Source organism: Saccharothrix espanaensis DSM 44229 (assembly GCF_000328705.1).
Lineage (GTDB): Bacteria > Actinomycetota > Actinomycetes > Mycobacteriales > Pseudonocardiaceae > Actinosynnema > Actinosynnema espanaense.
The window spans coordinates 8699068-8715000 of the sequence record NC_019673.1 but is presented as its reverse complement, the minus strand read 5'-3'; the positions used below and the strand labels follow the sequence as shown (position 1 = coordinate 8715000).

Below are 15933 nucleotides of genomic sequence, written 5' to 3'. Positions count from 1 at the left end.
GCAGACGATGACCGGCATCCCGGAGGCCTTCGCCCGGTTCCGCTCGGACCTCGACGCCGCGGTGACCAGGGGCCGGCGGGCCGCCGCCGACGCGGGCGCGAAGACCGCGGCGCAGCGGGGGCGCAACCGGGACCTGGCCGACCGGGCGAAGGCCCGGGACGTGAAGCCGGAGGGGCACGCGCCGACCTCCGCCGACCTCCAGCGGGTGGCGACCGGGTTCCGGGCGCACCGGGGCCTTCCGGTCGAGCGGTTGCCGACCGGTGCGGAACTGCTCGCGCCGCAGCCCGGGAAATCGCATGAGCAAACGGACGCGAATGCAAATACCGCAACTCGGCGGACTTCCGCAGGGGCCCGGCCGGTAGCCGGTCCGAGTGGCCGGCTGCCCGCCGAAGTGGCCGATGACGAGGACTTTTCGCAAGCGCGAATCCTGTACTGACCCCGCGCCGGGGTGCCCGGTCGTTTACTAGCGCAACTACTTCCGGAGAAGTCGCGACAGCGTGGAACCGACCGTGGCAAGGTCTGCGTCAGAAGTCTTGAACGAACCGAGAAGGCAAGCACGCCTGGTCTCGCCTACATAGGGGGTTCCACCCAATGGCTGGTTACGCAACCGGAGTTCCGGCGCTCGAGAACGCCGCCAAGGACATCATGAGCACCAACGGCAACGTCCAGGGCATCCTGAACAACCTGCGGAACACCATCGACGGTCTGGCGCCGGCGTGGAAGGGCTCCGCCGCGGACGCGTTCAACAACCTGATGGCCCGCTTCAACGACGACGCCGCGAAGCTCCAGGAAGCCCTGGTCGCGATCGCCGAGCAGATCACCGGCAGCGTCCAGACCTACGTCCAGCAGGAAGAGGAGCAGTCCTCCGAGATGTCGACCATCCTCGGTCGCCTCGGCGGCGGTGCGTGACGGCGAATTCGCTGTCGCCCGCTCCACGGCTTTGTTCGAATTATCTTCCTGTACATTCTGAATTCACCTCCAAGGGGACGTCATGAACGACGAGATCAAGATCGACTTCAGCGCTCTCGGTTCCGCCGCCGGCGACATCCAGGGCCAGGCGAACAAGGTCCAGCAGGAGCTCGAGGACCTGAAGTCCCGCATCGCGCCGGTCATCGCGCAGTGGGAAGGTGCCACCTCCGGCGCCTACCAGGAGGTCCAGAACAAGTGGGACACCTCCGCCGCCGACCTCCAGCAGGTCCTGGCCGCGATCGGTACCGCCGTCGCCTCGGCCAACGACGCCTACTCCGCCGCGGAGTCCAAGAACACCGCGCGTTGGTGAACAGCGTCACCGCGTGACCCTCGCGGGCCCCGGAGCCTCCTCCAAGGCTGCCGGGGCCCGCGTACGTGTTCCACCGGGCCTCGCGCCCACTGGATGTTCCCCGGGTGCGGCGCTCCCGACGGGGGTGCGTACTCTCGGGGACCTGAACGTCGCGTTACGGGCGTTCTGACGGGTCCTCCCGTCCGGTGTCCACGTCGTCTCGGCGGCGAGGGCTCCGACCCGGTTGGCGGGGGTCGTTTTGACCCGGCCACGACCCAACCGGTATCTTCCTACGTTGTTGTGCGGTACCCGGTGCGCCCTCGCGTGCCTCGTTCTGGTCCACTTGCCCACCTGGGGTGTCTGGCCTGAGCAGCCGCCGCAATGACCCCAGACGCAAGTGACGACGAGGTAGACCCGTGCGCACGTACAGCCCGAAGCCCGGCGAGGTGACCCGAGCCTGGCACGTGATCGACGCCCAGGACGTGGTGCTCGGTCGGCTCGCCACCCAGGCCGCGACGCTGCTGCGCGGCAAGCACAAGCCGACTTACGCCCCCCACGTTGACACTGGTGACTTCGTCATCATCATCAACGCGGACAAGGTGGCGCTGACCGGCAAGAAGCGCGACCAGGAGTTCGTGTACCGCCACTCCGGCCACCCCGGCGGCCTCCGCCAGCGGTCGTTCGGCGAGGTGCTCGACACCCGTGCCGACCGGCTGGTCGAGAAGGCGATCAAGGGCATGCTGCCCAAGAACCGCCTCGGCCGCGTGATCGCCGGCAAGCTCAAGGTCTACACGGGCCCGAGCCACCCGCACACGGCGCAGCAGCCGCAGCCGTTCGAGATCAAGAAGGTCGCCCAGTGACCGAGGAAAACGCCGTGACCACCCCCGAGGCCGAGGTCGACGCCGTCGAGACCGCCGACGTCGAGGCCACCGAGACCGCCGACACCGAGGTGACCGAGGCCCCCGAGGCCGAGACCACCGAGGCAGTCGAGGCCACCGACGCCGCTGACGCCCCCGCGGCCGAGGCGACCGAGGTCGAGGCCACCCAGGCTCCCGACGCCGAGGCCACCGAGGTCGACGCCACCGACGCCGAGGGCGACGAGGCCGAGCCGGCCCCCGCTCCCGTGGCCCGCCCCGTGCTCAGCGCGGGCGCGCACCACCTGGCGCAGACCGTCGGTCGCCGCAAGCAGGCCATCGTCCGGGTGCGCCTGCTGCCCGGCACCGGCAAGTTCACCCTGAACGGGAAGTCCCTCGAGGACTACTTCCCGAACAAGGTGCACCAGCAGCTCATCCGCGAGCCCCTGGTGACCACGGAGAAGCCCGAGACCTTCGACATCATCGCGACCTTGGGCGGCGGCGGCACCACCGGCCAGGCCGGTGCGCTGCGCCTGGCCATCGCCCGCGCGCTGATCGCCGTGGACTCCGAGGACCGCCCGGTGCTGAAGAAGGCCGGCTTCCTCACCCGTGACCCCCGGGTCAAGGAGCGCAAGAAGTACGGCCTGAAGAAGGCCCGCAAGGCGCCTCAGTACAGCAAGCGCTGACCTCACGGTCGAGATTTCGCACCACCCTGCGGGAGCAGCCAGTTCTTCGTCGAACTGCTGCTCCCGCAGTGCTTTCCGCTCGAAGTGTGTGGTTCATCACGGAGGTCATGGCGATCATGGGTCGGCTGTTCGGCACTGACGGTGTACGTGGTCTGGCGAATGCCGACCTGACCCCGGAACTCGCGCTCTCGGTGGCCGCCTCGGCCGCCCGGGTGCTCGCCGAGCACGACCGCTCGCACCGACCGGTCGCCGTGGTCGGCCGCGACCCGCGGGCCAGCGGCGAGATGCTGGAGGCCGCCGTGGTGGCGGGCCTCACCTCCGCCGGCGCGGACGTGCTGCGGGCGGGCGTGCTGCCCACGCCGGCCGTGGCGCACCTGGTCGCCGCGCTGGGCGCGGACATGGGCGTGATGATCTCCGCCTCGCACAACCCGATGCCCGACAACGGCGTGAAACTGTTCGGCGCGGGCGGGCACAAGCTGGCCGACGCGGTCGAGGACGAGATCGAGCGCAAGATGGACGAGGTCGGCCACCGGCCCACCGGCGCGGGCATCGGCCGGGTGCGCGACATCGACGACGCCGAGAGCCAGTACGTCGAGCACCTGCTGAAGGTCACCCCGCACCGCCTGGACGGCGTCAAGGTCGTCGTGGACTGCGCGAACGGCGCCGCCTCCACCGCCGCCCCGGAGGCCTACCGCCGGGCCGGGGCCGAGGTCGTGGAGATCCACGCCCACCCGGACGGCCTGAACATCAACGACGGCTGCGGCTCCACCCACCTCGACCTGGTCCGCGCGGCCGTGCTGGAGCACGGGGCCGACCTGGGCATCGCGCACGACGGCGACGCGGACCGCTGCCTGGCCGTGGACGCCGCCGGCAACGACGTCGACGGCGACCAGATCATGGCCGTGCTCGCGCTGGCCATGAAGGACGCCGGCGAGCTGACCGACGGCACCCTGGTCGCCACCGTGATGAGCAACCTCGGGCTGCACCTGGCGATGCGGGAGCACGGCGTGACCTTGCGCACTGCCGCCGTGGGCGACCGGTACGTGCTGGAGGAGCTGCACGCGGGCGGGTACGCGCTCGGTGGCGAGCAGTCCGGGCACGTCGTGCTACCCGCGCACGCCACCACCGGCGACGGCCTGCTGACCGCGCTGCGGCTGATGTCCCGGATGGCCGAGACCGGCAAGTCGCTGGCCGAGCTGGCAGGCGTGATGCGCCGCCTGCCGCAGGTGCTGGTCAACGTCGTCGTGGGCGACAAGGCCGCGGTGGCGCGGGACGCGTCGGTGAGCGAGGCCGTGGCGTCGGTGACCGAGGAGCTCGGCGACACCGGCCGCGTGCTGCTCCGGCCGTCGGGCACCGAGCAGCTGGTCCGCGTGATGGTGGAGGCCCCCACGCACGAACTGGCCGAGTCGGCGGCGCGCCGGCTGGCGGGTGTGGTTTCCTCGGTGGGCTGACGGCCGACTGTCGGGGGTTCTGGAAATGGGTATCGGCATCATCCCGTTGACCTTGTTCGTCCTGGTGGTCGCCGCGCTGGTGGTGGTGATCGTCGTGCTGGTGAAGAAGAACAAGAGCAGCGCGCCGCCGCCGGGCCAGTACCCCTACGGCCCGCCCGGCCAGGTCCCCCCTGGTCAGAACCCCTACGGCCAGCCGGGCCAGGCTCCTCACGGCGCTCCCGGTCAGGTCCCGCCCGGTCAGCTCCCGCCCGGCCAGGCCCAGCCCGGTCAGGCCGGTTACGGCCAGCCCGGTTACGGACACTCGCCGCAGGGCCAGTTCCCGTCCGGCCAGTTCCCGCCGGGCCCGGCTCCCCAGGGGCAGCCGCAGTTCCCGCCGGGCCCGCCGCAGGGGTACTCCCCGCCGCCGCCCGGACCCGGACAGCCGCCCCGGCAGGCGTGACCCCTTCGCCGGTCGGCCGTTTACACCTGCAAGGAGCCGTTCGGAAAAGCCGTCGGACCTCCGCACCGGGTGCCACGATGGGAACCGGGCGCCGGAGCGTCGCGTCACAACGGACGAGTTCGGCAGAAGGTCGTGGCCGTCGCGCCACGGAGGGGAGTGAAGCGCCGTGGCCGGTTACGGCACCAGCACCGAGGCCATGCAAAAAGCCTCCAAGGGCATTTCCGACGCCGCCAAGGACACGGCGGACGATCTGAAGAAGGTCGGCCAGACCGAGACCACCGAAGGCGAATTCGGCCAGGCGCACAAACAGCACTTCGGCAAGTACAAGTCCGGGATCGAGAATTTCGGCAAGGGCATCACGAACATGGCGGGCACCCTCGGGGCGTTCGCGGGCAAGATCGCCTCCGGAGCCGCGACGTACGGTGACGTCGAGGCGACGAACGCGCAAAACGTGGGGAGCCAGTACTGATGGCCGGGCCCAGCTGGGACGACGTGAAGGCGGTCCTCGACGACCCGAACGTGTCGGAGGACAAGAAGTCGGAGCTGATGTACTCCTACGTCGCCTCCACCCCGCCGTGGGACATCCCGGACGGCGCGGACGCGTACAAGGAGCGCTACGACACCTCCAGCTTCTGGGACTGGGGCGCCGGCTCCGACGAGGACCTGCAGGACCGCCTCGACGAGGCGAAGGCCGAGAGCGACACCAAGGGCTACAACAGCCGCGAGCAGACCAAGGCGGTCCAGCAGGGCCAGACGACGCTGGACGGCAAGCAGCCGCCGACCGCGTCCGGCTCCGGCACCAAGACCTCCGACGAGCTGTTCGACGCTGGTCAGGCGGGTCTGAAGGTCTTCGAGAAGTTCCTGCCGATCTGGAACAACCGGCCCGGAGACTGCCTCGGCAGCACCACGAACCTCGACTTCGGCCAGCACATCCAGACGCCGTACAACGAGCAGCGCGGCATCAACTTCCAGAAGTTCCTCGCCGAAGCCGACGAGTTCAGCACCGCCAAGTCGAAGATCGACGAGCTGAAGGCCGACGTCGACGGTCAGCTCAAGACGCTCTACGGCGAGTGGGAGGGCAAGGCCGCCACCAAGTCCTACGAGCACTACACCGACAAGATCGTCCCGAAGATCACCGAACTGGGTGATGGGCTCAACGGTGCGGCCGAACTCACCCGGACCGCCGTCAGCGGCGTCTACGCGCTGTGCAAGAGCAAGGCCGACGAGGTCCTGGAGATGTACCGGGAACGGGTCGCCAAGGCCGACACGTTCATGGCCGAGAAAGTCGTCTCGTTCGCCCGCGGCGAGGGCGACTACGGCAAGGACCGGGTGCGCGAGATCGCCGGCTGGGTCGACTCGGTGGTGCCCGGCAGCAACATCGCCGAACGCCTCAACGACGACGACTGCAGCCTGAACGACGAGAACAAAGAGTTCGCGATCAACCAGTGCAAGCGGTGGATCCAGCAGTCGTTCAACGTCGAGTTCTGGGGTCTGTACCAGCAGCTCAAGACCTGCTGCTCGGACACCAAGACCTCGGTGGACGCCAAGTGGGAGACCCTGGCGTCCTACATGGCCGGGTTCGAGAACCCGTTCCCCGCCGTCGCCGACGACAAGGGCGGCGATGACAAGGGCGGGGACAAGGGCGGCGACAAGGGTGGGGACAAGGGCGGCGGCGAGAAGGGCGGCGGCCCTGGTGGCGGTGGCCCCGGCGGTGGCGGTCCCGGTGGTGGTGGCCCCGGCGGCGGCACCCCGCCCGTCCCCGAGATCCCGAAGCCGGAGAACCCGCTGGACAAGGACGGCGACGGCAAGCCCGACGACGTCAAGATCCCCGGCGACACCAACGGCGACGGCAAGCCCGACGACCTCGACGGCGACGGCAAGCCGGACGACCTCGACGGTGACGGCAAGCCCGACGGCAAGCCTGGCGACCTGGACGGCGACGGCAAGCCGGACGGCGTGAAGGGTGAGGAAGAGCCCGAGACCGTCACCATCAAGAGCGGCGACAACGAGATCAAGGTCACCGAGCCGGACGAGAACGGCCACGTGCTGATCACCGTCGACACGCCCACCAGCGAGCCGAAGACCTACGACGTCGACTTCAGCAAGAACCCCGACGCCCTCCAGGCCCTGACCGGCCAGAACGGCGGCGCGGCGCTCGCGTCGGCGCTGGCCGGCGCGACCGCGACCCCCGGTGCCACGGCGACCCCGGGCGCGACCCCGGGCGCTCCCGGCGCGGCGGTCACCGCGGGCGGTGGCGCGGTGGACAACGCGATCCCGGTCGAGGCCGGCGCGGACGGCAAGGCCCTGATCGAGCTCGACGGCCTGGCCATCACCGCCGAGGTCGACCCGTTGACCGGTGAGATCAGCCTGTCCGTCGACAACGGCGACGGCAGCCCGGAGGAGTACGGCGTCGAGTTCGGCGAGGACTCGCCGAAGGACGAGCTGCCGCCGCTGCCGGGCCTGGACGAGCCGGTCACCACCATGCCCGCGCCCGCCGACCCGCTGATCGCCCAGACCGAACCGGCGTTCGGCGTCGACCCGGGCACGCCGAACGTCGCCGAGGGCGCGTCCGGCTCCCCGGACCCCGCGGCCTCGGGCGGTGCCGACGCGGGCTTCACGCCGGGCTTCACCGAGCCGGCCGCGGCCGTCCCCGGTGCGGACGCGGGCTTCGCGCCCGGCGTCACCGAGCCGGCCGCCGCTCCGGTCGGGTTCACCGAGCCCGCCGCCGCGCCGGGTGGCTTCACCGAGCCCTCCGGTGGTGCGGCTGGTCCGCCCGCGGGCGGCGTCGGGGTCGGGGTGGGCGGCGGACCGGTCGGTCCGGGCGCACCCGCGTTCACCGCCATGCCCGCGCCTGACACCGCCGCTTTCACGCCCCCGCAGGGCGTGCCGGTGCAGCACGGCCAGCAGTTCCCGGGGCAGCAGTTCGGTGGGCAGTTCGGGGGCCAGTTCGGGGGCCAGCCGTTCGCCGGCCAGTTCGACCAGGGCTTCGCGGCGGCGTCCGACTCGGGCGGCACGACCAGCGCGTCCGGCGCGTCGGTGTTCGGCGGCGGCTCGGGCGGCTTCAACGGCGCGGACTCCGTGCTCGGCGGTTCGGCCGGGTCGGACAGCACGTGGAGCAGCCCGTCGGGCAGCGCGGACCAGGGGTTGAACGCGGACACCAGCGCGTCCAACGCCGGTCAGGCCGGATCGGCGTCCCTGCCGTCCATGCAGGACCAGCACGGTCAGGCGACGTCGTCCCCCGGTGGCGGGATGATGGGGGGCGGCATGATGGGCGGCGGCATGGCCGGCGGTGGCCAGCAGCAGGGCGGCGGCGACAGCGAGCGCAGCCCCGGGCAGTGGCGGACCACCGGGTCGTTGTTCGACGACGACGTGAGCCTCAGCCGCGTGCAGGGCGTGCTGGGTGAGGAGGGCCGATGAGCGTCGCGTCCGACCGCCTGGCGGCGGCGAAGAGCCGGATGGACGAGATCTCCCGGGAGCACGCGGACCGTCGCGAGCTGCGGGAGCGCCACTCCCGGGAAGCCCGGGACAAGGCGGGTGCGAGCCTGGACAAGCAGGCCGCGGTGGCCGAGAAGACCATCGAGCGGATCCAGGAGGCCGGCAAGCGCCAGAAGGCGGCCGGCGGCTGGGGCACCGCGGCGGCGACGGAGAAGAAGAGCGGCGAGTTCCGCTTCGGCAGCGAGGACGACGAGCCGACCTACGAAGCCCAGGCCCCCGGCACCGGCTGGGCCGCGGGCCCGCCGACGGCCACCCCGCCCCCGCCGCAGCCCCCGGTCACCCCACCGCCGCCACCCCCGGCGGTCCCGTCCCCGCCCCCGGTCCGCCCGGCACCCCGCCGACGCGCGCCCGTCGACGATGACGACGACTTCGGCGGCCAGAGCTGGCTCACCTGACCCCGTTGACGGCTTGACGGACGTGGGCCTCGACCCCGGACTCCCGGGACCGGGGCCCACGCCCCTGCGTCACGACCGCATCGGCTGACGCAACACGTGTCGCGTTAGGGGAAAGCGCTTACCGCAACACGTGTCGCGTTAGGAGGGGCGGCGGTTGACTGTCTGCCACTTAGCGCAACACGTGTCGCGTTTGTGGGGACGGCTGGCCGGTGTTCGTCGCTTAGCGCGACACGTGTTGCGTTTGGGTGGCGGCGATGGCGCCGGAGGCGCTGCGTTGGTAGGTCAGGGGCGCGCCCTTGACGTCGTTGTCCAGCAGGGCGTCCCAGCGCTTGTCGCCCTTGAGCACCCGCAGCAGGAACGCCGTGGTCAGGGCCCTGGCGAGCTTCTGGGCCGCGCGCTCGCCCTTGCCGTCGAGCAGGAGTTCGCTCCAGTGCCGGCCCTCGGCGAACCCGAGGTGGCTGGTCTTCGGCAGCATCCGCAGCTGCACCGGCCCGGCCCACGCCTCGGCGATCGCCTCCGCGTGACCGACCGGCGGGGCGATTCGGTCCTCGCCGCCGGCCAGGTGCAGGCCCGGCACGCGCACCCGGCGGGCCGCGTCCAGCGCGGACGGGCGGGCCTCCGATGCGGCGAACGTCACGACCGCCCGCACCCGCTCGTCCTCGGTCGCCGCGAGCACGGCCGCGCCGCCGCCCATCGAGTGCCCGGCGACCGCGAGCCGCTCGGAGTCGACGCTGATGTCGCCGTCGCCCAAGCGCACGCCGGTGCAGATGTCGAGGGTGGTGCGCAGGTTCCCGGCGAGCAGCCGGGACGACATCAGCGGCCCGCGCTGGGTGCCCGGCGCGGCGGCGACGACGCCCCACGACGCCAGGTGCCGCAGCAGCGCCCGGTACCGCTCGACCGGCTGCAACCAGCCGTGCCCGAAGGCCACCGCGGGCAGGCCGAGGCCCGCCGCCGGGGTGTAGACCAGGCCGGGCAGCCCGACCAGGGCCAGGTCACCGCGCAGGACCGGGTGCTCGCCGGGCCTGCTGAGCTGGTCGAGCACCTGCTTCGCCGAGTAGCCGCTCACCGGCGCAACGGTAGTCGATCGGGCACCGGGTCCGCGCGTCCCGATTGGTCTACACCACTTGGAGCTGTGACCTGGGTAAACATCCTCCAGTGGCCCTATCGGGTGACGCCGCTGGTCTGGTTACTCTGTGCGGCGTGTGCGGAATCGTGGGATACGTGGGCCACCGCTCGGCGCTGGACGTAGTGCTCGACGGGCTGCGGCGGCTGGAGTACCGGGGCTACGACTCGGCGGGCGTCGCCGTCCTCGACGGCGGGGGCGGCCTGGCCGTGGAGCGCAAGGCGGGTCGGCTGGGCAACCTGGAGGCCCGGCTGGACGAGGTCGGTCGCGAGGCGTTCGCGGGCACCGCGGGCATGGGGCACACCCGGTGGGCGACGCACGGCGCGCCGATCGACCGCAACTCCCACCCGCACCGCGACGTGAGCGGCCGGGTCGCCGTGGTGCACAACGGGATCATCGAGAACTTCGCCGCCCTGCGCGCCGAGCTCGAAGCGCGCGGCGTCGAGATGAGCAGCGACACCGACACCGAGACCACCGCCCACCTGATCGCGTTCGCCTACGCCGAGGGCGACACCAAGGGCGACCTCGCGGCCAGCGTGCGCGCCGTGGTCCGCCGCCTCGAAGGCGCGTTCACGCTCGTCGTGACGCACGCCGACGAGCCGGACACGGTGATCGCCGCGCGCCGCTCGTCCCCGCTCGTGGTCGGGGTCGGCGAGGGCGAGACGTTCGTCGCCTCGGACGTGTCGGCGTTCATCGAGCACACCCGCGAGGCCGTGGAGCTGGGCCAGGACCAGGTCGTGGTGATCGACCGGTCCGGCTACACCGTCACCGACTTCGACGGCGAGGCCGCCGAGGCCAAGCCCTTCACGGTCAACTGGGACCTCTCGGCCGCCGAGAAGGGCGGCCACGAGTACTTCATGCTCAAGGAGATCGAGGAGCAGCCCGAAGCGCTCGCGAACACGCTGCGCGGCCACTTCCGGGACGGCCGGATCGTGCTGGACGAGCAGCGCCTGTCCGACCAGGACCTGCGCGACGTCGACAAGGTGTTCGTGGTGGCCTGCGGCTCGGCCTACCACTCGGGGCTGGTGGCCAAGTACGCCATCGAGCACTGGACCCGGCTGCCGGTCGAGGTGGAGCTGGCCTCCGAGTTCCGCTACCGGGACCCGGTGCTGGACCGGGACACGCTGGTCGTCGCGGTGTCGCAGTCCGGCGAGACCGCGGACACCCTGGAAGCCGTAAGGCACGCCCGTGCGCAGAAGGCGCGCGTGTTGGCCGTGTGCAACACCAACGGCGCGCAGATCCCGCGGGAATCCGACGCCGTGCTCTACACGCACGCCGGCCCGGAGATCGGCGTGGCGTCGACCAAGGCGTTCCTGGCCCAGATCGCGGCGAACTACCTGGTCGGCTTGGCGCTGGCGCAGGCGCGCGGCACCAAGTACCCGGACGAGGTGGCCCGCGAGTTCCACGAGCTGGAGGCCATGCCGCACGCCGTGCAGCGGGTGCTGGAGACCGTCGGGCAGGTGCGCGCGCTCGGCCGTGAGCTGGCCGACTCGAAGGCCGTGCTGTTCCTGGGCCGCCACGTCGGCTACCCGGTGGCGCTGGAAGGCGCGCTCAAGCTCAAGGAACTGGCCTACATGCACGCCGAGGGCTTCGCGGCGGGCGAGCTCAAGCACGGGCCGATCGCGCTGATCGAGGAGGGGCTGCCGGTCGTGGTGGTCATGCCCTCGCCCAAGGGCCGCGCGGTGCTGCACTCCAAGCTGGTGTCCAACATCAGCGAGATCCAGGCGCGCGGCGCGCGGACCATCGTGATCGCCGAGGAGGGCGACGAGACGGTCCGGCCGTTCGCCGACCACCTCATCGAGGTGCCCGCGGTGCCGACGCTGCTCCAGCCGCTGATCTCCACCGTGCCGTTGCAGGTGCTGGCCGCCGAGATCGCCCGCAGCCGGGGCTACGACGTGGACAAGCCGCGCAACCTGGCCAAGTCCGTGACGGTCGAGTAGTCCGCCACCCGGCGGATCAGCCCGCGGCGATCAGCCCGCCCCCTGGCGGTGCGCCGACCGCGGCGAGGAGGCAGGCTGTCGCGCTATGCGGGGACTGTGGACCACTGATCGGGTTCGGGCGGCCGAGGAGCGCGTGCTGGCGCGGGTGCCCGCCGGGTCGTTGATGCGGCGGGCGGCGTTCGGCGTGGCCGTCGCCGCGGTGGACCTGCTCGACGGCCGGCGGCGGGTCGGGCTGCTGGTCGGCGCGGGCAACAACGGCGGCGACGCGCTGTGGGCCGGGTACTACCTGCTGCGGCGCGGGATCGCGGTGTCCGCGGTGCTGCTCGACCCGGCTCGGGCGCACGCCGAGGGGCTCGCCGCGTTCCGCCGGGCCGGCGGGCGGGTGGTCGACCGGCTGCGCGACGTCGACCTGGTGGTGGACGGGATCGTGGGGCTCTCCGGGCGCGGCCCGCTGCGGCCCGCCGCGGCCGAGCACGTCGCCCACCTCGACGCGCCGGTGCTCGCGGTCGACTCGCCCAGCGGCGTCGACCCGGACACCGGGGCGGTCGACGGGCCCGCCGTGCGGGCCGACGTCACCGTTACGTTCGGCTGCCTCAAACCCGTGCACGCGCTGGCCGACTGCGGCGAGGTGCGCCTGGTCGACCTCGGGCTGGAGCCCGAGCTCGGCGGGCCGGACCTGGTCGAGCTCGACCTCGCGGACGTCGGCGCGGCCTGGCCGGTGCCCGGTCGGGACGACGACAAGTACACCCAGGGGGTCACCGGCGTCGCCGCCGGTTCGGCGACCTACCCCGGCGCGGCCGTGCTGGCGACCGGGTCGGCGCTGCTGGCCACCTCCGGGATGGTCCGGTACGCGGGCGCGGCGGCCGAGGGCGTCCGGGCGCAGTGGCCGGAGGCGATCTGCACCGGGTCGATCACCGACGCGGGCCGCGTGCAGTCCTGGGTGGTCGGGCCGGGCCTGGGCACCGGGCTCGGTGCGGAGGACGTGCTGCGCACGGTGCTGGAGGCCGGGGTGCCGGTGTGCGCGGACGCCGACGCGATCACCATGCTGGCCAACAACCCGGACCTGTGGGACGCCCGCGACCCGGACACCCCGGTCGTGCTCACCCCGCACGACCGCGAGTTCGAGCGGCTGGCCGGCGAGGTGGGGCCGGACCGGGTGGCGGCGGCCCGGCGCGCCGCCGGGAAGTTCGACGCCGTGGTCCTGCTCAAGGGGCACGCCACGGTCGTCGCCGCGCCGGACGGCCGGGTCCTGGTCAACCGCGCCCGCACGTCGTGGGCCGCCACGGCGGGCTCCGGCGACGTCCTCTCCGGCCTGATCGGCTCGCTGCTGGCGGCCGGGCTGGACCCGTTGCTCGCGGCCGGTTGCGCCGCCCGGGTGCACGTCCTGGCGGCCGAGCTGGCCGCCGACGGCGCGCCGATCCCGGCGTCGGCGCTGCTGTCGGCGGTGCCGGACGCGATCCGCGCCGCGCGGCGGGAGGCGTCCTGACCCGCGCCCGCGCGCGCCCGCCGCACCCACCCTGTGTCACCATGAACGGTGTTATGGCCGCTCCTCGCGCTGAGGTCGTGATCGACCTCGACAACCTCCGGCACAACGTCGAGTACCTGGCCCGCTTGGCGTCCCGCGCCGAGACGATGGTCGTGGTCAAGGCCGACGGGTACGGCCACGGTGCCGTGGAGGTGGCCAGAGCCGCCCTGGAGGCGGGCGCGACCTGGCTGGGCTCGTGCTCGCTGGCCGAGGCGCTGGTGCTGCGCGCCGCCGGGATCTCCGCGCCGGTGCTGTCCTGGCTGGACCCGGCGGGCACGGACTACGCGCCGGGCGTCGAGGCGGGCGTCGACCTGTCGGTGTCCTCGCTGCGGCAGCTGGCCGCCGTGGCCGAGGCGGCGCGGGGGGTCGGCCGGCCGGCCCGGGTCCACCTCAAGATCGACACCGGGCTGTCCCGCAACGGGTCCCGGCCCGACGAGTGGGGCGCGCTGGTGGAGAAGGCCGCGGCCACGCCCGAGGTGCGGGTGCACGCGGTGTGGTCGCACCTGGCGGTCGCCGACGAGATCGGGCACCCGGCGACCGACGCGCAGGCCGAGCGGTTCGACGACGCCTACCGCGAGGCGGTGGCGGCCGGGTTGGACCCGATCCGGCACCTGGCCAACTCGGCGGCCGTGCTGACCCGCCCCGACCTGCACTTCGACCTGGTCCGGCCGGGGATCGCGGCGTACGGGCTGAACCCGGTGCCGGAGCCGTTCGACCTGCGGCCGGTGATGACGTTCCGCTCGTCGGTGGCGCTGGCCAAGCGCATCCCGGCCGGCGAGTCGGTGTCCTACGGGATGAGCTGGACGGCCAAGACCGGGACGACCGTGGCGCTGGTGCCCGTCGGGTACGCCGACGGCGTGCCGCGCACCCTGTCCAACCGGATGCACGTGTGGCTGGCCGGCGCGCGACGGCCCGTGGTCGGCCGGGTGTGCATGGACCAGGTGGTGGTGGACTGCGGCGACGACCCGGTGGCCGAGGGCGACGAGGTGGTGCTGTTCGGCGCGGGCACGCACGGCGAGCCGACCGCCCGGGAGTGGGCCGACATCACCGGGACCATCGACTACGAGATCGTCACCGGCATGTACCGGCCCCGGGTGACCAGGACCTACCGGTGAACACGCTGTGGAAGGCCGTCGGCTGGGCCGGCGGGATCCTGGGCGCGGCGGCCACCGGCGTCGCGGTCGGCGTGGCCGCGAACCAGAAGAAGGTCGCCGACGACCGCCAGGCCGACGACCCGCTGGCCGACGAGCCGCTGGGCCGGCTCACGCCCACCCGCGAGTCGACCGTGGCCGCCGAGGACGGCGTGCCGCTCTCGGTCGAGGAGGTCGACCCGGCCGACGGCGGCGAGCCCGAGCTGACCGTCGTGCTGGTGCACGGCTTCGCGCTGGACCGGCGGTGCTGGCACTTCCAGCGGCGCGACCTGGCCGCGCTGACCGGGCCGAGGGTCCGCCTGGTGCTCTACGACCAGCGCGGTCACGGCCGGTCCGGTCGCGGCGCGGTCGAGTCGAGCACGATCGAGCAGCTCGCGCACGACCTGGACTCGGTGCTGCGGGCCGTGGTGCCCGACGGGCCGGTGGTGCTGGTCGGGCACTCGATGGGCGGCATGACGATCATGGCGCTGGCCGAGGAGCAGCCGGAGCTGTTCGCCGACCGGGTGCGCGGCGTGGCGCTGGTCGGCACGGCGGCGGGCGCGGTCGGCGGTGCCGGGCTGCCCCGCTCGGTGCTGTCCCGGTACAACCCGGTCACCCTGGGCGTGGGTCGGCTCGCCGGCCTCCAGCCGGGGTTCGTGGAGTGGGTGCGGCGGCGGGCGAACACGTTGACCTGGACCGGGATCCGGGCACTGGCGTTCGGCGACGGCAAGGCCAGCACGTCGCTGGTCGACCTGATGGAGCAGATGATCAACGGCACGACCGTGCAGGTGCTCACCGAGTTCCTGGAGACGCTCGGCACCCACAACCGGTACAAGGCGCTGGTCGGCCTGCGGCACTGCGAGGTGCTGGTGATCAGCGGCGACGCCGACAAGCTGACCCCGTTCTCGCACGCCGAGCGGATGGCCGAGGAGATGCCGCACGGCGAGCTGGTCCGGGCACCCGGCGCGGGGCACATGGTGATGATGGAACAGCCGGACCTGGTCACCGGGCACCTGGTGGGCCTGCTCCGGCGCAGTGCCGTGGAACGGACGGAGAACAGGCGGCGGTGGTGGCGACGAGCGTGACCCTCCCCAGGGTGGAGGACACCGAGGAGTTCGGGCGCAGGCTGGGCGGGCTGGTGCGCGGCGGCGACCTGCTGCTGCTGGCCGGCCCGCTGGGCGCCGGCAAGACGGCCCTGGTGCGCGGGCTCGCGGCCGGCCTGGGCGTGCGCGGGCGGGTGAGCTCGCCGACGTTCGTGATCGCGCGCGTGCACGACCCCGCGCCCGGCGGTCGCGGCGTGCCGCTGGTGCACGTCGACGCCTACCGGCTGGGCGGCGACCTGGACCAGCTGGACGACCTCGACCTGGACACCGACCTGGTGGACGCGGTGGTGGCGGTGGAGTGGGGCGAGGGCGTCGCCGAGCGGCTGTCCGAGGACCACCTGCTGATCACGCTGGAACGGCACGACGACGACGTGCGCACCGCCCGCCTGGAGCCGCACGGGACGTGGTCGGAGCGCGAACTGCCGGTCTGAAGCGCCCGGTCGCCGCACCGGGCGTCCCCCGGTGCCCGGCGCGTCCCTCGGTAGTTCGGCGCGTCGCTCGGTAGTCGGCGCGGCGGGTGATGGCCTGGCGCGG

Annotated in this window: 16 protein-coding genes; 15 read left to right on the top strand and 1 reads right to left on the bottom strand. The window is 72.8% G+C overall.

Annotation, left to right across the window (positions count from 1 at the left end):
* The first annotated feature begins 7 nt into the window (after positions 1 to 7).
* From BN6_RS45160 to BN6_RS38115, 10 genes are all read left to right on the top strand, one after another.
* The gene (locus BN6_RS45160) at positions 8 to 436 is read left to right on the top strand and encodes a hypothetical protein (protein WP_015105216.1); all 429 of its coding nucleotides are present in this window, start codon (positions 8 to 10) and stop codon (positions 434 to 436) included.
* Between the two features lie 155 nt (positions 437 to 591).
* The gene (locus BN6_RS38155) at positions 592 to 909 is read left to right on the top strand and encodes a WXG100 family type VII secretion target (protein WP_015105215.1); all 318 of its coding nucleotides are present in this window, start codon (positions 592 to 594) and stop codon (positions 907 to 909) included.
* An 82-nt stretch (positions 910 to 991) separates the two neighbouring features.
* On the top strand, positions 992 to 1279 hold the full coding sequence (locus BN6_RS38150) for a WXG100 family type VII secretion target (RefSeq protein WP_015105214.1): 288 nt from the start codon (positions 992 to 994) through the stop codon (positions 1277 to 1279).
* Positions 1280 to 1674: 395 nt separating this feature from the next.
* On the top strand, positions 1675 to 2118 hold the full coding sequence (rplM, locus tag BN6_RS38145; protein WP_015105213.1) for a 50S ribosomal protein L13: 444 nt from the start codon (positions 1675 to 1677) through the stop codon (positions 2116 to 2118).
* 14 nt (positions 2119 to 2132) lie between these two features.
* Entirely contained in the window at positions 2133 to 2798 is a 666-nt protein-coding gene (gene rpsI / locus BN6_RS49400) for a 30S ribosomal protein S9 (protein WP_051076100.1), read from the top strand.
* 116 nt (positions 2799 to 2914) lie between these two features.
* A complete protein-coding gene (gene glmM / locus BN6_RS38135; protein WP_015105211.1) occupies positions 2915 to 4249 on the top strand; it encodes a phosphoglucosamine mutase in 1335 nt (444 codons plus the stop codon).
* A gap of 25 nt (positions 4250 to 4274) precedes the next feature.
* Positions 4275 to 4688, top strand: a complete 414-nt coding sequence (locus BN6_RS38130) for a hypothetical protein (RefSeq protein WP_041315540.1) — start codon at positions 4275 to 4277, stop codon at positions 4686 to 4688.
* Positions 4689 to 4854: 166 nt separating this feature from the next.
* Positions 4855 to 5157 carry a hypothetical protein gene (locus BN6_RS38125; protein ID WP_015105210.1) on the top strand — a complete coding sequence of 101 codons (303 nt, stop codon included), beginning with the start codon at positions 4855 to 4857 and terminating at the stop codon, positions 5155 to 5157.
* Complete coding sequence (locus BN6_RS42775; RefSeq protein ID WP_015105209.1) at positions 5157 to 8105, top strand: WXG100 family type VII secretion target; 2949 nt, start codon at positions 5157 to 5159, stop codon at positions 8103 to 8105. The genes BN6_RS38125 and BN6_RS42775 overlap by 1 nt, the downstream gene beginning before the upstream one ends.
* Positions 8102 to 8578, top strand: coding sequence for a hypothetical protein (locus BN6_RS38115; protein ID WP_015105208.1), 477 nt, complete (start codon positions 8102 to 8104; stop codon positions 8576 to 8578). The genes BN6_RS42775 and BN6_RS38115 overlap by 4 nt, the downstream gene beginning before the upstream one ends.
* A 220-nt stretch (positions 8579 to 8798) precedes the next feature.
* On the opposite strand, the gene BN6_RS38110 is transcribed toward BN6_RS38115, so the two are convergent.
* The gene (locus BN6_RS38110; RefSeq protein WP_015105207.1) at positions 8799 to 9644 is read right to left on the bottom strand and encodes a dienelactone hydrolase family protein; all 846 of its coding nucleotides are present in this window, start codon (positions 9642 to 9644) and stop codon (positions 8799 to 8801) included.
* Positions 9645 to 9778: 134 nt separating this feature from the next.
* On the opposite strand from BN6_RS38110, the gene glmS reads away from it, so the two are divergent.
* The 5 genes from glmS to tsaE all read left to right on the top strand — a co-directional run bounded on the left by glmS (position 9779) and on the right by tsaE (position 15830).
* Entirely contained in the window at positions 9779 to 11641 is a 1863-nt protein-coding gene (gene glmS, locus BN6_RS38105) for a glutamine--fructose-6-phosphate transaminase (isomerizing) (protein WP_041315537.1), read from the top strand.
* Positions 11642 to 11726: 85 nt separating this feature from the next.
* Positions 11727 to 13127, top strand: coding sequence for a bifunctional ADP-dependent NAD(P)H-hydrate dehydratase/NAD(P)H-hydrate epimerase (locus BN6_RS38100; RefSeq protein ID WP_015105205.1), 1401 nt, complete (start codon positions 11727 to 11729; stop codon positions 13125 to 13127).
* A 41-nt stretch (positions 13128 to 13168) separates the two neighbouring features.
* A complete protein-coding gene (alr, locus tag BN6_RS38095) occupies positions 13169 to 14281 on the top strand; it encodes an alanine racemase (RefSeq protein WP_015105204.1) in 1113 nt (370 codons plus the stop codon).
* Positions 14278 to 15381 carry an alpha/beta fold hydrolase gene (locus BN6_RS38090; RefSeq protein WP_041315533.1) on the top strand — a complete coding sequence of 368 codons (1104 nt, stop codon included), beginning with the start codon at positions 14278 to 14280 and terminating at the stop codon, positions 15379 to 15381. Before alr ends, BN6_RS38090 begins: the two co-directional genes overlap by 4 nt.
* Positions 15378 to 15830: a tRNA (adenosine(37)-N6)-threonylcarbamoyltransferase complex ATPase subunit type 1 TsaE gene (gene tsaE, locus BN6_RS38085; RefSeq protein ID WP_231904856.1), complete on the top strand. Its 453-nt coding sequence runs from the start codon at positions 15378 to 15380 to the stop codon at positions 15828 to 15830. Before BN6_RS38090 ends, tsaE begins: the two co-directional genes overlap by 4 nt.
* Positions 15831 to 15933: the final 103 nt, after the last annotated feature.

What these genes read in the sequence shown, in the direction of transcription:
- glmM (WP_015105211.1), top strand. Translation starts at nt 2,915, where the DNA reads ATGGGTCGGCTGTTCGGCACTGACGGTGTACGTGGTCTGGCGAATGCC.
- BN6_RS45160 (WP_015105216.1), top strand. Translation starts at nt 8, where the DNA reads ATGACCGGCATCCCGGAGGCCTTCGCCCGGTTCCGCTCGGACCTCGAC.
- BN6_RS42775 (WP_015105209.1), top strand. Translation starts at nt 5,157, where the DNA reads ATGGCCGGGCCCAGCTGGGACGACGTGAAGGCGGTCCTCGACGACCCG.
- BN6_RS38100 (WP_015105205.1), top strand. Translation starts at nt 11,727, where the DNA reads ATGCGGGGACTGTGGACCACTGATCGGGTTCGGGCGGCCGAGGAGCGC.
- BN6_RS38115 (WP_015105208.1), top strand. Translation starts at nt 8,102, where the DNA reads ATGAGCGTCGCGTCCGACCGCCTGGCGGCGGCGAAGAGCCGGATGGAC.
- BN6_RS38130 (WP_041315540.1), top strand. Translation starts at nt 4,275, where the DNA reads ATGGGTATCGGCATCATCCCGTTGACCTTGTTCGTCCTGGTGGTCGCC.
- alr (WP_015105204.1), top strand. Translation starts at nt 13,169, where the DNA reads ATGAACGGTGTTATGGCCGCTCCTCGCGCTGAGGTCGTGATCGACCTC.
- BN6_RS38155 (WP_015105215.1), top strand. Translation starts at nt 592, where the DNA reads ATGGCTGGTTACGCAACCGGAGTTCCGGCGCTCGAGAACGCCGCCAAG.
- BN6_RS38150 (WP_015105214.1), top strand. Translation starts at nt 992, where the DNA reads ATGAACGACGAGATCAAGATCGACTTCAGCGCTCTCGGTTCCGCCGCC.